This window comes from Hymenobacter properus, from assembly GCF_015694735.1.
Taxonomy (GTDB): Bacteria; Bacteroidota; Bacteroidia; order Cytophagales; family Hymenobacteraceae; genus Hymenobacter; species Hymenobacter properus.
Genome location: NZ_JADQDP010000002.1, coordinates 393289 through 410016, shown reverse-complemented (window position 1 = coordinate 410016; position 16728 = coordinate 393289). Strand labels below are relative to the sequence as shown.

Below are 16728 nucleotides of genomic sequence, written 5' to 3'. Positions count from 1 at the left end.
CATCCCCTCCTTACTTTGGGCACTCCTCCCGCGTCAGACCTTCATTGATAAGGATGGCGGCGCGGTTGCCCTCCGCCGCGGCAATGAGGGCTTGCTGGGCGCCGGGTGTGGTGTCGCCGGCGGCGTAGAGGCGCGGAATGGACGTCTGCATTCCACTATCCACCCACACGGCACCCTTGCTGGTGAGGCGAGCCCCCATGTCGGTGGCCAAAGCGCTGCGTTGCAACTGCGGCGCGTGCAGAAACAGGGCGGCTCGCTCCAGCTGGCTACCGTCTTCGAACTCGATGCACTTCAAGTCGCGCGCCGGCGAGCCAATGAGCCGGGCAATGGGCGCGTCGTGCACGCGAATGTGCTGGCGGCGCAGGCGGCGGCGGGCGTTGGGCGTGAGGTGACCCGGGCCGTTAGTAACCACCACAATGTCGGAACTCCAGCGGCTCACCAGCAGGGCCAGGCCCGTCACGGTACGGCCCTGCCCGAACACGGCCAAGGGTTGGTTGCGCACCTCCCAACCGTGGCAGTACGGGCAATGCAGCACGCCCCTCCCCCACAATTCCCGAAAGCCCGGCAGCGGCGGCAATACGTCGGACACGCCCGTGGCCAGCAGCACGCGCCGGGCGTTGCACTCAAACGGCGCGTCGTCGGCGGTGCCCCGGCCGGTGGCCCGGAAGCCGCCATCCTGCCGGGTGATGCTCTCGATGCGCAGGCACTGTACTTCTACCGTTTCGTAGGGGCGCAGCTGCTCGTGGCCCAGGCGCAGCAACTCGTCGGGGGCCACGCCGTCGCGGGTGAGAAAACCGTGCACGCCCGGCGAGCATTCATTGCGGGGGCGGCCACCGTCGGCCAGCAGCACCCGGCGCAGGCAGCGGCCCAACGTGAGGGCCGCCGAAAGCCCGGCGCTGCCCGCACCCACTATCAAAACATCGTATTGCATAAGTAGAAGAAACGTCGGTTGCTGTAACTGCCCCCACGGCGCTGGGGTTGTGATAAAAGCAAAAAAGCCCTCCCCAGCGTGGGGAGGGCTTTTTAGTCAAATCGCCGGCTAGGCCGGAAGCGGCCTTATTCCTTGATAAGGCGCTTGGTGAGGTTAATGGTTTGGCCGTTGCTCACGCCGCGCACCAGCACCATGTAGGTGCCGCTGGCAATGGTGTTCACATCCAATGCCTGGGCCAAGCCGGCTTCGCGCGTTACGCTCAGCACCATGCGGCCCGTGGCGTCGAGCACGCTCACCTGGTAGCTACCAGCAGGCAGCGCCGTCAGGTCGAGTTGCGTGGTCGAGGTGGCGGGGTTCGGGAACAGGGTGATGGCCGGCTCGGCGGTGGCGGTGCCCGTGAAGGCCACGGTGCGCACCGGCGAGTAGGTCGCCGTGCCGTCGGTGTCGACCTGCTTGAGGCGGTAGTACACCAAGCCGGTGGCCTTGCGGCCGATACCAGCGTCCGTCAGGCCGTAGGGCGTGGCCACCGAGCTCGAGCCCTGGCCTTTCACTTGCGCGATTTTCACGAAGTCGGTGCCATTCAAGCTACGCTCCACATCGAAGTGGTCGTTGTTCTTCTCCGAAGCCGTGTGCCACACCAAGGCAGCGTCCACGTTTTTCACTGCCGTCGCCGTGAAGTCGGTCAGCTCCACCGGCAGCGGGTTGGCGCCCAGCACGAGGTTGAAGGTCTGCGTGGTGATACCGCCGTAGAGGTCGGTGGTGGTGATGGTCACCGGGATGGTCTGGCCGGCGCGGGGCAGCTTGGTGCGGTCCGTTACCGTGAACAAGCCGGTGGTGGCGTTATAGGCAATGCCCACCGCCGTCAGGGCCGCGGTGTTGGCAGCCGTGATGGAACCGGTGACGATGCCGTTGTTCACCGTGCCCGTGGCCGGGGTGCCGTTGGCGTTGTACACCAGGCCGGAGGCATTGTAGAGGGCACCGTTGGTGTCGATGCCGTAGGCCACCACGTCGCCGTTCTGGTATTGGTTGGCATTGCCACCCTTGGTGATAACCGTGTAAACTGCAGCGTTGTCCTGGCCCACCGGGATGGTGTAGAGCGCCGGAAGCGACTGCCCATCTTGGTTATCGACGGCCAGGTAGGTGAAGAAAGCATTGCCCACGAAGTTGGCAGCGGGGTCGAACGTCAGCTTGGTGGCGTCCGTCACCACCGTACCCACGGTGGCCACTGCGCCGTTGTAGTACAGCACCCCGGGGCTGTTGCCACTGGGGGCCGCCGTGGGCAGCGACGTGATGATGTACTTCACCACCGTGCCGGGGTCGGTATCGGTGCCTTGCACCGGCGAAAGCGCGAGCTGGTCGGCCGTGTTGCCTTCGGGGACGCGGTAGTTGACGCCGGTATTCACCAAGGGCAGGGCCACGGGCAGGTAGTTCACCTGCGTGGTCACCGACGAAGTGTTGTCCGAGGCCAGAATATCGCCGCTAGCCGTCACGCTGGCCACCGCTGTGTACGAGTAGGTGGGCGAGGTGAAGGTGATAGTGTTCAGGGCCTGATTCGTCGCGCCAGTGTTTTGGGTGCTGAGCGCGGGGAAGGTCACGATGCCCGTGGCGTTGTCGTAGGTGCCACCGCCCGAGGCGGTCACCGTGCCCAGGCCGGCCGGCAGCTGCACCGAGTAGTTCACGTTCGAAGCCGTCGAGGGGCCGTTGTTGCGCGTCGTCACAGTGTAGGTCACGGGCGTGTTGGGCTGCACTTGTGCCGGGCCCGCCAGCGAGATTTGCTCGTTCACCTGAGTTGCTACCGACACTGAGGTGCTGGCAATGTTGTTGGCCAGGTTCGGGTCGGAGGTGTTATCGGTTACGGCAGCAGTGGCCAGCAGCGGGCCTGTGCCGGGCGCGTTCACCGTGATGGTGTACGTGTTGGTCGTGTTGGCTGCCATCGAGGCAACCACCGGGAAGGTGACCACGCCGGTCGTGGCGTCGTAATTGGCGTTGCTGGCCGTAGCGCCCGCCGGGCCGCCCGAAATCGTCACGCCGGTCAGGCCGGCCGGCAGCAGCACCTTCTGGGCCACCTGAGCGGCCGCCGTGGTGATGCTGGCGTTCACCGTGGTCACGGTGAACGTCACCGCCGAGCCGGCCGCTTGCGTTTCCAGGTTGGACGTGATGGTCGTTTGCACGTCGGCCACAGCGGCCGTCTGCGCGCCCAGGGTGGTCACCGTGGCCGCGTAGTTGTTATTGAAAATCTGGTCATTGCTGGCGTCGGTGGGCGTTACCGTGGCGGCAGCTGTGATTTCGGGCACGTAAGGCGACGTAAACGTGATGGTGTTCACGATGGCGTTGGCTGCACCAGGTGCCTGGTTGGTTTGGGCCGGGAAGGTCACCAGGCCCGTGGCGTTGTTGTAGGTGCCGCCGCCCGAGACGGCTACCGACGTCAGGCCAGTCAGGCCCGCCGGCAGTTGCACGGTCGTCGTCTGGCCATTGCTGGCCGAGGGGCCGTTGTTGGTCGTCGTCACCGTGTACGTCACCAGGTTGCCGGCCGCCACCGTCGTGGCGGGTCCGTTGATGGCCACGGTGAAGTCGCTGTTCGGAATCACGGTGGTGCTGGCCGTGGCCGCGTTGTTGGCCGGCGCACTGTCAATCCGGTAGCCCGTTACCGAGGCCACGTTGGTCAGCGTGGGCACGTTGGGCGCTAGGTAGGTCACGGTGTTTTCGCGGCGCGTGCCGGGCGCCAGGTTTGCCACCTGCGGGAAGGTGACCAGCCCGGTCGTGGCGTCGTAAGTGGCACCCGCTGCATCCGGGCCGCCAAAGGTCACCTGGCTGGCCGTCAGGCCGGCCGGGATAGAAACGGTCTGCGTCGGCGTAGCCGTCAGGGGACCGTTGTTGAGGGTGGTCACCGTGTAGGTCACGGCCTGTCCGGCCAGCACCGAGGCCGGGCCCGTGATGGTCGTTGCCAGGTCGTTGGTGGTGGGGCTCACCGTCACGTCCACGTTCGACAGGTTGTTGCTGGGCATGGGGTCCGACGTGTCGGAGCCGATGGTCGACATGGCCGTGATGGTGCCCCCGCCGGGAGCCGTGGCCGTGATGGTGTAGGTGTACGCCGAGCCCGAAGTCACTGCGCCCGAAATAGTGGGCAGCGTAACCACGCCGGTTGTAGCGTTGTAGTTGGCGTTGCTGGCTGTGGCGCCTGCCGGGCCGCCCGATACGGTTACCCCGCTCAGGCCGGCCGGCAACGACACCGTCTGGGTCACGTTGGTGGCCGCGCCCGGGCCGGCGTTGCCCGAAGCCACCGTGAAGGTGACGGTGCTGCCGGCGGTCACCGCATTGCTCGGCACCGTGATGGTCGTGTACAGGTTGGCCGATGCCGCCGTGGCGGCGTTCACGGTCAGGTTCACCACGGCCGAGTTGTTGGCCGTGTTCAGGTCGCCGGCCGCCGTGGTATTGGGCGTGGCCGTGGCCGTCACAGCGAAGGCCGTCGCGGCAGCCGTGGGGCTGTAGCTGATGACGTTGTTGACGCTGGCACCGGGCGCCAGGCTGGGCAGGGCCGGGAAGGTCACCAAGCCGCTGCTCTTGTCGTACGTGCCGCCGTTGGTCACAAACACGTTGGTCAGGTTAGTTGGCAGCTGCACCGTCTGCACCACGTTCAAGGCCGGCGAGATAGAGCCCGTCGTCTGGGTGCTGGTGGCGTTGAAGGTCGTCACATCGTAAGTCACCGTGCCGTTGGCCGGTACCGAAGTGGGCCCCACGATGCGCGTCTGCACGTCGAACTGCGGGGTGACGTTGATGGAAGCCGATGCCGAATTGTTGGCCGTCTGGCCGCCTTCGTTGGTGCTGGTGCTAATATTGGCCGTAGCCGTTACCGGGCCGGTGGCCGGCACGTCAAACTTGATGGCCGAAGTGGCCAGCGTAGTCCCGGCCGCAAGGGTAGTCCCGGCCGCCGTGGGCGTGTACGTTACAAGGCCCGTGGTGGCGTCGTAAGCCGCGGTGTAGCCCGTGATGGCGCCAATGGTAACGTTGGTCAGGTTAGGCACCAGCTCCACAATCAGCGAAGGGTCGGCCGCCGCCACCGCACCGGTGTTCCGGAACGTCACGTTGAACTGTCCTTGGTTGGCACCCGTGCCGCCGGCCGTGGCCGTGGCGTTCGAAGCCGTGATAGCAGCCTGCACGTCGGCGGTACCCACCACCGTCAGGGCCAGCGAGGCGGCGTCGTTGGCGGTGATGCCGCCCTGGCCGGAAGTAGTCGTGGTGTTGCTGGTCAGCGTGTTGGCAGCCGTGGCCGGAGTCGAGGCGGTAGGCGTGGTCGAAGCGGTGTAGCTGAACGTGAACATGTTAGTGGCGCCGCTGGCCAGCGTAGCTGCCGTACCGAAGTCGATAACGTTGCCCGCCAGGGTAGCACCAGTGGGCAATACCACATTGGTGACGCCGGTGGGCAGAGTTACTTTCTGCGTCACCTGCACCGCCGTTGCCGGGCCGTTGTTGGTGAAGGTCGCGGTGTAAGTACCCGAAGGCTGGCCAGCGTACAGCGACGTGGGGCCGCTGAGCGTAGTGGCCACGTCGGCATTGGTCGAAATGGTGGTCGTCAGCTGGTCGGTGTTGTTCGCCGGCACTGCGTCGGCGGCCGGCGTGATGTTGGAGTTGGCCACCGCCGAAGTCGTGCCTGCAGCCACCACATACGAGATACCGAAAGAAGTAATGGTACCACCGGCCATAGTCGTCAGGGTCGGGTAGGTGACCGTGTAAGTCCCAGCGGCCACGTTGTAGGCGCCCACTGTGCCGCCGGTAGCGGTAATAACCGTGGCCACCGGCACTTTGAGAGTGACGGTGCGCACCACGTTGCTGGCCGCCGTACCACCGTTGTTATAGAAGTCTACGTTCAGGTTCACTGTGCTGCCCACCGCGGCCGTGGTCGGGCCAGTCAGGTCCGAAATCAAGTCGAAGGTGCAGTTGATGCCAGCCGTGGTGTTGGTGATGACGTTGCCAATGTTCTTGTTCACCACCCCGGCCAAGCCGGGTTGCGCGCCGTAGGCAGTTGTGCCGCTCGTGGCGAGCGTGAGGCCGTTGGCCCCGCCGTTGGCCGACGAGGCACTCGACGCCGGACCGTTGGTGTACACAAAGCCGCCGCCACCGCCGCCGCCCGGGCCGTGGGGGTCGGCGCCCGGGGTGTTCGTTCCGCCGTTGCCGCCGTTGGCTTGCAGAATGATGTTGGGCAGACCCAGCGTATTGTTGGCCGTGAGCAGCACCGAGCCACCCGCGCCGCCGCCGCCGCTGCCGTCGTTCAGCACGCTGTTGTTGGCATTGGCGCCGTTGGCCAGCACCGAACCCGCGCCGCTCACCGAGCCGGTCCGAATCAGCACCAGGCCGCCGCCGGCCGCGCCGCTGCTGGCGAAGCCGTTGGCGTTGTCGCCGGTGCCGTTGTTGGTGGTGCCGGCGCCGCCGCCACCGCCCATCACTAGGCGGTTGGTGCTGGCCACCGCGAAGGCGGCCCCGGGCTCCCCGCCCACCGGTTGGTTGCTGTTCCACGAGTTGCCGCCACGGCCGCCCTGGCCGCCGTTGGCGCCGCCGCCGCCGCCGGTGTTTTGGTCGTTGGCCGCCGGGTTGGCGTCGGTGCCGCCACCGCCGGCATTGCCGGGCCCGCCGCGGCCGTTGCTGCCGCTGGGGTAGCCTTCCGCTACGTTATCGGTTGCGGCCGTTGTAGCGCCACCGTTATTGGTGAAACGGGGAGTACCCGCCATGCCTTCGCCTTTGGCGCCGTGCACGGTTTTAGAAGCTAGGTTTCGGTAGTCGGTGCCGCTAGCGGTGGCGTCGCCGGCCTGTTCAATGCCCGCGCCCCCGCGGAAGCCGGCACCCGAAGCATCAATATTAAAACCATTGAAATTAAGCGTCCCCAGCACGTCAAGCGCGATAACGCCGCCCACGCGGCCGTTCCACACCTGGCCGCCGGCCGATGTTTGCAGCGACAGGTTGCCGCTTAGCGTCAGGCTTTGGTAAGACGCCACTTTGATAATCTGAAACCGGCGCTGACCGGTCGCAGCAGTAGCATCTGCATTCGAGTAAGCGTTGCGCAGCGCGGTGCTGAGGGTTACGCTGCCGTCTTGGTTGTTTTTCGGAGCATTGTACGAGCTGGCGATGGCATACTCGTAGCGGCCCGCCGTGAAATTGTTGTTGGAGAGGTTGCCGTTCACGGGTGCGCTGGGCACACCGTTGCCGTAGCTCACCGTGTTGGTGGCGTCGATGTCGGCTCCCTGCATCTGCACTATCAGCAGTAAGTCACCGCTGTTGATGGCAGCCGTACTACCTCCGTAGCCTTGGTTAAGGCTGGGCAGCGTGATTACCGTGGTCGTGCCCGCCGTGGTCGTTTGGTTGGATACCGCATAGTATTGGTTGCCAATGGCGGCCGTAGGGGTAGTGGCCGTGCTGGGCGTGGTCGGGCACGGGCCGGGGGTGGCGGCGGTGCTAGCCGCACCCACCGTCGTGGTCACGTTGGCCGCGGCGGCGGTGCCGTTGTTGTTGGCTGCCGCAGGGTCGGCCGTGGAGCTGGTGCTGGCGGCCTTGCCGGTCACGTTCACGCTGCCGCTGGTTGGCGTGGGCGCCACGAAGCTCACCGAGTTCACCACCGAGGCGCCGCTAGCAATGCCTACGGCGTCAAACGTCACCAGCCCAGTCGAAGGATTATAGCTGCCATTCGTTACGTTGACGCCCGTGGTACCGGCCGGGAGCTGAATAGTAGCCACCACGGCCTGGGCGTAGTTGGGGCCATTGTTCTGGCTGATGGCCTGGTAGGCCACCGTCTGGCCGGCCGCCGCAGCGGTGGGGCCCGAAATCGTCGTCACCACGTCGGCCGAGCCGGCGCTAGTGGGGATGATGTAGTTAGCAGTGTTTGAAGCAGCACCTTGGTCGTCGGTAGCCAAGTAAGTAAAGGTGGGCGAAGATGCGTTCACATAAGTGCCCACCGGCGCGAAGCTGAGCTGCGAAATTTGGGTGGGGGTCAGCACCTGGCCGGCGCGGGCCGGGCCACCGTTCACGTACAGCGTGCCCTGCGTGGTCGGGTTGGGCACGGTCACCAGGGTATACGACACAATGGAGCCATTGCCGTTGGCGTCGGTGGCGCTCAGCGGAGCAATGGCGGTGGCGGGGCTGCTGTTAGGCAGCACCGGCGAGTTGGTCACGTTGTTGGCCACGGGCGGCGTATTGGCCGCTACTGTGGTGGTAATGTTGGCGGCAGTAGCTGTGCCGTTGTTGTTGGCCACGGTGCCGTCGTTGGGCGAAGCCGAGCTAGCGGCTTTGCCGGTCACGGTTTGGTTTGGCATCACAAAGCTGACCGAGTTCGTGACGGCGTTGGCCGCGCCGGTCGCCAGGTTGTTGATGGTGGCAAACGTGACCACGCCCGTGCTGGCCGTGTAGGTGGCGCCGGCGGGCAGCGTCAGGCTGGCCAGGGGTAGGTTGGGCACCAGCGTCAGCGTGGGCACCACGCCGTTGGCAACGTCGCCGCTCAGGTTCTGGGTGGTCACGCTGTAGGTGGCCGTCGAGTTGAACGAGGCGCTGGTTGGCCCGCTGATGGTCGTTTGAATGTCGGACTGGGCGCACCAGGCTAGGTCTACAATGCCCGTGGTTTGCGTGCGGTCGGCCGTGGTGTTGGCCGGGGCAATGTTTTCGTAGGTGAGCACCAAGCGCTGAATCGGGCTGGGGAAGCGCACGGTCACGTCGCTGGCACGGTCAGCAGCGCTGGCAGCTATGCCGGTCACGGCATTGGTCTTGAACTGCGGCGTCGTGGCCGCCGTGAGGCCCGAGCCCGAGCCCACAAAGCGGTTGGTGTTGTTCGTGCCCACAGTCACGTTGGCAGTAGTCAGCGTGACGAGGTTGCCGCCCGTGGCCGCGTCGTAGCCGTCGAACGTCACGCGGTCGATGAAGTCGGCCGGCGTGGCGGAAGTGGGCTGCACGTCCTGGTCGATGTCGGTAAGGCGGATGGTGAAATTGCTTAACGGCCGGCTGAACGTATAGGTAACGGTCGCTACGTTGGCACCGGTCACGCCCACGTTGTTCTGCTTCCACACCAAGTAATTACCAGTGCCCAACACCGCATCGGCGCCCACCGAGAATAAGTTGGTGTTCGTCCCGGTCACGGTCGAGGTGTAGCCACTGGTAGTCAGTGTGGTACCACCTACCACATCGCTGGCGGCCTTGCGGCTGCCGGGAGCGGCCGTGGCGTAGTTAAAGGTCGTGGTTTGGTTGCAGGTTTGGGCCCACGTCTCAATACTTATGAGACTGACCCAAGCCAACAATAGGGCCCTAATAGGTATGTTTATTTTCATGAAAAAAAACTTATTGTGAAAAATCAGAAAATGGGAAGCACAATTCTGAGTGGGGCGGGCAAGCGAATGCACAATTGATTTCCCCGGTTACAAAAGTATTTTTAATGCCAGATGTTCTTGTATTGCTTTCGTTTAACCCACCGGGTCCGCCGGCAAACGCGCCAAAAGAGGAGGTGAACGGCAGACATGATGCTACTTTCATTTTGCTCAAGAGGGCAACCCTGAAAATGCCATCCTAAAAACAAATTGAAAAAGTCATATATTTTATTTTACAATAAATTTTTTAAGCCTTGTGGCGCCTCAACAACCTATATCGAATCGGCTTAGAAATAAGCACTATGGTCGGAATGCAGCCACTAATTACGGAGCCAATTTCAAATCGGATTTGGCCTTAAATTAATAATTTGCTACGTTTACCCATTCTATATAAAATCCTATTTATCAATCACTTATCATTTATATCAATACGATTTCTATTCGGTTGAATTAGTTTAACGACTCGTTCAAGGGTTCCTAGCCAGCAGCTGCCTGATTGCCGAAACGTGACCACATGAACGTGCTCCCTGCTGCTGATTACTGGTAGCGCCGCATTGGGTCCTAATGCAAAAAGCCCCGTCGGAGACCGACGGGGCTTTTTGTTTTTATCAGGTCGCCCCGAATCGGAGCCACTTGTTTTATCGCCAATTAGCGGCGGATGAGCGGCAGCGCTTGGCTGATACCCGCGCCTTGCACCTGCACGATGTAGGCACCCTGCGGCAGGCCTTGCAAATCGAGCGACGCAGCCACCGCTTCCATTTGCTGTTTGCGCAGCACACGGCCGGCCAGGTCAACTACCTGCACCTGGTACGAGCCGGCGGCTAGGCCACTGAGGTCAAGCGTGGCGTTTTCCTGGCTGGGGTTGGGGTAGAGCGACACCGCGGCTTTACCTATGCCAAACACCACCTTGCGAATGGGGCCGTATGAGGCAGTGCCATCGGCATCTACCTGCTTCAGGCGGTAGTAAGCCACACCCTGCGTCAGCGGGCCCACCCCGGCGTCGGTGAAGCGGTACTCGGTGGCGCGGGTGGTACTGCCCTGGCCGCGCACCGTGCCCACAGCTACGAACGTGGTGCTGTTGATAGAGCGCTCCACCACGAAATGGTCGTTATTCTTCTCCGAAGCCGTGGTCCAGGTTAGCACGGCATCGGCCTTCTTGGCCGTGGCCTCAAAAACTGTCAGCTCAACCGGCAGGGGCACGGCAACGGCATTGGAGCGGAACAGGTACTGGGTGCCTGCCGCGTTTTTGGGCGCGGTCGACGGCGTGCCGCCGTACGTGGGGTCGTATAGGTCTACTAGTCCGTTGAAGTTGGCATCGTGGTAATACGGGCTGTCGGTGTCGAGGAAATTTGGAATCTTGTCGTTGTCCGTATCCTGGAGGAACGCCGTAGCCGCCAAGGTATTGCCTACCGGGTAATAGGTAGCTTTTTCCGTGTTAGCAACCGTGAAGGCGCGGGCTTTGGCCAGGATTTCATCACCGGCCCGGCCGTTGTCGTTCGTGTCAAAGCCCTCGGACCAGTCGGCCGTTTGCTGCAGTACAGATTTGGCACCGTTGGCCGCATTATCGTTGTCGGAATCGGCGTCGAACATATCGGCTTTGGTGTCGGCATCCGTATCCACGGCATACGTCAAGCTGGTGCCAACGAGTGCGGTGCCACCCGGGGTAGCATCGTAGGCATTGTCCAGCCCATCCTTGTCATTGTCGAGGCCGGTGGGGGCTACATAAGTCAGCGTGGCCTGGGCCTCGCGGCCGTCGTCGATGCCGTCGTTGTCTGAATCAAAATCCAGGAAATTATAGTTGCGCACGGTCTGGCTGTTAGCCGTGAACGTATCGGCGTCGTTGTCGGTCAGCGTGTATTTGCTTACACCGTCTTCAGCTGTAATGGTGCCGGTATTTGAATAAGTCATGGTTTGCTTCACGGCATCGGGCAAGCCGTTGCTTCCCACACTGGAAGGGGCTGTGCTTACGTCGGTTGCCATGTACTTGCCCAGCGAGGTGTTGTAGTCGCTGGATTTGGTGCCGCCGCCGGCCAGGTTTTTTCTGAATGAATAAGTCGGAGCCGATACCGTTGAGTTGTTGCCGTTGGCTTCCACGGCGTCGGGCAGGCCGTCGCCATCAGCATCCACGTCGAAATGATTGGGAATGCCGTCGAGGTCGATATCGAAGATATCGTTAATGCCGTCTTTGTTGGCATCGCGGAACGCACCCAGCACGGGGTGCACGTAGTCCACGTCGAGGTAGCGAATGGGCGACTGGGCGTCGGCAAAGCCACTGGGGTCGATGCTGGTCGTGTTCGTGGACAGGGCTTCCACCACATCCAGCACCCCGTCGTTGTCGTCGTCGATGTCTGTGTTGTCGGTCACACCGTCGTTGTCATTGTCGCATACGCTCACCGTGGTGTAGGATAGGTTGCTGGCGGTGCTCACGAAACCGTACGTCCAGCTGTTCACTAGGTAGTTGTTGCCCACAGTGTTGGTGCCATTGCCCCAGGGGTGGCCGGCGTTTGCGGCGTTGGTGCCAGTGGTTTGAACGGTGGGCGTCGGGAAGCCGGTCAGGTTGGTGTCGTCCCAATACAGCAGGTCGGTGCCGGTGGATGAAGGCCGCACGTTGCGCACGACAAAGCCGCCTTCGTTGCCTTCGGCGTCGTACAGGGGAAAGTTGACGGCCACGCCGCGGTTTACAAAGCTATAGGAAATGGTTTGGCCTGCGGGCACCCGAACGCCGTTCACCAAACCGTCCCATAGCACGGTGGCCGAAGTGCCAGCCGTTACATCAGCCGTCAGCGTCCGGGTATTGCCGCCGTAGGTGATATTAATGTCAAACCGGCCCGTTTCCGATGAATAGGTAGTAAACGCCACTTCCGTGTTACCACTGCGGCAGTAGGGCTGAGGCGTGATGCTGGCCACCGGCACCGCGGCGCTGGGCCAAATGGTGCGGTCGGGGTCGTTCACGAAACTGGGGTATTGTGCATACGCTAGGTTGCTAGTCTGGCTGCGCCGACGCAGCGCTACCGTGTTGCGCCCAGTAGCGGTGGTGGAGCCAAACTCATTGGTAACAAAGAAGAAAGCGTAGGGTCGCAGGCCTGCCAGCTCAATGGCTTTCACATAATACTGGCCCGGCGTGGCCCGGCTTTCCACCAAGGGATAAAGCGTAAAGTTTTTGGATAGCCGGTTTTCAAACGTGGTGCCGCCCGGCGCGTTGACCGAAGGACCGGTCGAAAAAGCCCAGAACTTGCTGAACAGGCGGCCCGTTTTCTCCAGGTTGTCGGTGCCAGTTACGGTGAAGTCCCATTTATCGTACACGCTGTAGCGCTGGCCGGGAAAGGCCGTATTGTTGCTACGCGTTTTCAAATCATTGAAGGCACCCTGCGTGCCTTGGCTCGTGTATTCGCCCACCTGCGTGAACTCTACAAAGAAGTCCTGCGTGGCGCCGGTATTGTTGACGTAGGTAAGCGGCACATAGCCATTGGCGCCGCCTGGGCCCGCGGTGGCCTGTGCATAGCTATTAATCACCCCCGCCTGCGTGGTCAGCAGTTGGTAGGTGTTGGTAGTGGTGCTGGCGCGGGTCAGGGTTTTCTGGTCTACAATAGTCCCATCGCCGGTGCCGTAGCGCAGCGTAATCATCAAATCCTGATAGGCCGCAGCAGCGCCCGTCAGGCTTGTGAGCGGGGCCGTGCGGTTTACGCCGTACGACAACTTTTCGCCGGGCAGCAGCCGGATATACAGGCGCTGGTCGGGCGAGAACGAAGAGCCAGCTGCGGTGCTGGTCCAGCTAGCCGGTTTCAAAAACCCATAGGAGACGTCAATCCCCCCCGAAGCCACGTCCGAATCGTGCACCAGAAATCCGGTTCGGTCATTAGTCGTGGCCGTTAAGGCATCGGTATTAGTGCCGGGGGTGAGGTTTTTTGACCCCTCGGCCCAGGCCTGTGAGCCGAAGCTTAGGTTAGCTAGAAGGCCCCCAAGCGCCAGTGCTTTGGTCAGTAGTCTCTGTTTCATATCAGAAGTGGTAGTGTGGAAATAGATTATAATCAGACAGTATGCCGGCTAATTATTAAGCTTGGCATAACGAAGGGCAGAGGGCTCTTGCGTTTTAATGGCAGCGTTTGGCAATGAATCGCAGACGTAGCTGGTGCGGGTAAAATACCATCAATACCGCCAAAGGCTTTTATTAATTAAATTCAATTACAAACGCTCATTTAAATGACAAAATTAGAGCTTTTGGCCTTAACCAGACACGTATAATTATAAAATTAACATCAATTGCACATGAATAATTTTACTATATTGACTTTATAAACGGCAGTATTTTTTTGACATTATTTACCTAATAATCAAAGGCGTAAATCTAAAATTGTTAGAATCATTTTTTTTAAATACCAATATGATTTAACTCTATATCTATTGTAAATAATCCAATTATTTATTCATCATGTCTCAATTCTGAGTAAAATCTGTTTACACATAATTGTACAAAACCCAGTAAAATAGCGAGAAAATAAAAGCGGGCGGTCGACCACTTGTATGGCCAACCGCCCGCTTCGGCGGAATTTCTAAAAGTGGGCGACCTTACGCCCGGCCGCTATTAGTCACCAGCGCCCGCAGGGGCTCATTGAAGCCAACGGACTCCACCAACTCCTCCAGCGGCAGGTGCAGGCGGTATTTCCAGAAGTGCGTGGGGTTGCTGGGCACGTTGATTTGCTCGTCGTGCGGGTTGGCGCGGCGCAGGTGGCCATCGATGGCCAGCAGGTCTTGCAGCGGGAAAATGGCCCACATGGCCGGCGAATGCAGATGCTGCACCAGGATTTCGCGCGCTACCCAGGGCTCGCAGTAGAAGGGGGCGATTTCGCGCCAGTGGCCCAGCATGGTTTCGAAGAAGCGCTGGGTGCGCACCCGGTCTTCTTCCCACCAGCCGCGGATGGTGCTCATGTCGTGGCTACTGGTGGTCACCACGCTTAGGTAAGGCGCCGCGTCGGGGTGGCCAAACTCGGTGGCGGGGTCGGCGGGCATGCGCTGGATGTTGAGGCCCAAGATGCCGAGTTCCTTCATCACGCCGGGCACGGATGCGGGCACCATGCCCAAGTCTTCGCCACAGATGAGCATGTCGGTGGCGTAGCGCACGGGCGGCAGTTTGATGAGGCCCTGCTGGCGCCAGAACTCCTCGTGGCGGCGGAAGAAGAAGTCGAGGTAGATGTCGTCGTAGAGGCGGCGGCGGTCCTCGTCGCTGTCCAGCTCGCGGAAGGAGTAGCTCTTGTTGAGCGTGATGCGCGGGTGGTAGAAGTCATCGCCGGCCGGCACAAACAGCACTTCGTTCACCAGCTTGAACAAACCGGTTTGCACCCACTGGAAGTACTCGGCATGTTCGGGGTAATCGGCAATTTTCTGGGCAATGTAAGCCTCTATCTTGCGCTGGTTGTCGACTTCTTCTTTCAAGTGAATGCGGCCGTAGCTGGCATCGTACATGTATTCATCGAATACATTTTGCGCCTCGCCTTGGAAGATTTCCTGGAGCATGTGCCAGCGGATGTACGGCTCGCACAGGCGCGAGTAGTCGAACCAGCCAAGGCGGCGCTCAATCTCGTGGCGGTGCAGCGGCAGGGCCGGCGAAAAGTGGCCCAGCAGGCCTTCTACTGACTCAATGGGCATTTCCCAGATGCGGAAGAAGCCCAAAATATGGTCGATGCGCAGGGCGTCGAAGTAGCGGGCGAGGTGGCCCATGCGCTGCTTCCACCACTTGTAGCCATCCTCGGCCATGCGCTCCCAGTTGTAGGTGGGGAAGCGCCAGTTCTGGCCGGTGGTGGAAAAATCGTCTGGCGGGGCGCCGGCCTGGCGGTTCATGTGGTAGAGTTCGGGCTGGGTCCAGGCATCCACCGAGTGCCGGTAGATGCCGATGGGCAGGTCGCCCTTCAGCACTACGCCCTTCGAACGGGCATAATCGACGGCGGCCAGCAACTGCTTGTCGAGGTGGTACTGCACGAAGAAGAACAAACCGTACTCATCGTAGTCGGGCGCGTTTTCAGCGGTGAGGGTCTCTAGGTTACGGGGAGAGCGAAACTCCTCGGGCCACTGCTGGAAGTCGGCCGTGCCGAACCGGTCGCGCAGGGCTGAGAAGGCCGCGTAGGGCACCAGCCACTCGGCTTGGCTGGCGTAGAAGGCGCGGTAGCCAGCATCAGCCAGGAAGTTCTGTTTTTCCTGCTTGTAGAGCAGCTTCAGGAACTTCCACTTGGCATTCATCACCGGCTCGTAGTCCACGAAATCTTTGGCGTTGAATTCCTGCTTGAGTTGGGCCAGCTCTTTGGCGGTATTCTTGTCCTTGAGGGCGGCAATGCCTTCGAGGTGAATAAACTGCGGGTGCAGCGCAAACACCGAAATGGCTGCGTATGGGTAGGAATCGACCCAGGTGTGGGTGGCTGTGGTGTCGTTGATGGGCAGAATCTGGACCAGCTTGAGGCCGGTTTGCACGGCCCAATCGGTGAGCAGCTTCAAATCGGAGAACTCCCCTACCCCAAGGCCGCTTTCGGAGCGCATGGCGAAAACGGGCAAAGCCACACCGGCCCCGCGCCAGGCGTCGGGGTGGCGGTAGCCTTCGTCGTTGAACACGCGGGCGGCGGTGCTATCCTGCGTGGCGGGCACTACGCGGTTTTCGCCGCCTTCCATGTCGAGGGCGTGGCCGGCGACGGCATCCCACATGGCGTATTTATAGTGGCAGTCCTCGCCCGGGTTTTGCAGCGTGACGCGGCCGGTCCAAGTCGGGTAGTTGGCATCCGACAGCACGAGTCCCTTGGTGTTGTCCCAGGCGCCCAGCGCGGGGTCGGAGCCGAGAATGCACAGCCCCAGGTGGGGCGCCACGCGGGGCGCGACGAGTTGGAAAACGGTTTCGCCAGCGGCGGGGGCTGGCTGGTTGGTGGTCGCTAGTTGCTGGTTGTTGCCTGTCGCGGCGGTTTCCGCAACATCCGCAGCGTCTTTAGCTGCTTTAGTACCTCTGGCTGCTTTCTTGGCTTTGGGAGCCGGGGTTTCGGCGGGCGCGGCGGGCCGGGCAGGGCGGCGAAACAGGGCCTTGGTGAAGGCGGCAGTCTGCAGCTCATTTTCGGGCTGGGCGGGGGCGCGCCAGTAGTCGGCCAGGCGCAGGGCGGGGGTGCGGGCGGGGTCGTAGGTTACGGTGCGGTTGGGGCCGTGCTCCCAGTGCTGGGCGCCGGTGTTTGCGTCGAGCAGTACATACTTATAGGTAAGCGTACCGGCCGCGTCGGGCACTTCCAGGTCGAAACTCCAGCAGGTGGTGGCTTCGTCGTAGCGCATGAGGGCGGCCCCCGCCAGCAACCAATCGCCTAGCTCGGGGCGGGAGCCGCACACGGCCAGCCGTTGGCCAAACACGGTGCGGTAGGGAAGAGAGAAACGTATTATCATGGGAAGCTCGGTGGGATTTCGGGTCGAAGATAAGGCGGCGTTTAGTGAGGAAGACGGAAA

General features: G+C 61.7%; 4 protein-coding genes. All 4 read right to left on the bottom strand.

The window, feature by feature from the left end; genetic code table 11:
- Positions 1–10: 10 nt before the first annotated feature.
- The 4 genes from I2I01_RS07870 to I2I01_RS07855 all read right to left on the bottom strand — a co-directional run bounded on the left by I2I01_RS07870 (position 11) and on the right by I2I01_RS07855 (position 16668).
- On the bottom strand, positions 11–931 hold the full coding sequence (locus tag I2I01_RS07870; RefSeq protein ID WP_196285901.1) for an NAD(P)/FAD-dependent oxidoreductase: 921 nt from the start codon (positions 929–931) through the stop codon (positions 11–13).
- Between the two features lie 125 nt (positions 932–1056).
- Positions 1057–9231 carry a T9SS type A sorting domain-containing protein gene (locus I2I01_RS07865; protein WP_196285900.1) on the bottom strand — a complete coding sequence of 2725 codons (8175 nt, stop codon included), beginning with the start codon at positions 9229–9231 and terminating at the stop codon, positions 1057–1059.
- A gap of 684 nt (positions 9232–9915) precedes the next feature.
- Positions 9916–13263 (bottom strand): T9SS type A sorting domain-containing protein, encoded by a 3348-nt coding sequence (locus I2I01_RS07860; protein ID WP_196285899.1) that lies wholly within the window; start codon positions 13261–13263, stop codon positions 9916–9918.
- 570 nt (positions 13264–13833) lie between these two features.
- Complete coding sequence (locus I2I01_RS07855; protein WP_196285898.1) at positions 13834–16668, bottom strand: 4-alpha-glucanotransferase; 2835 nt, start codon at positions 16666–16668, stop codon at positions 13834–13836.
- Positions 16669–16728: the final 60 nt, after the last annotated feature.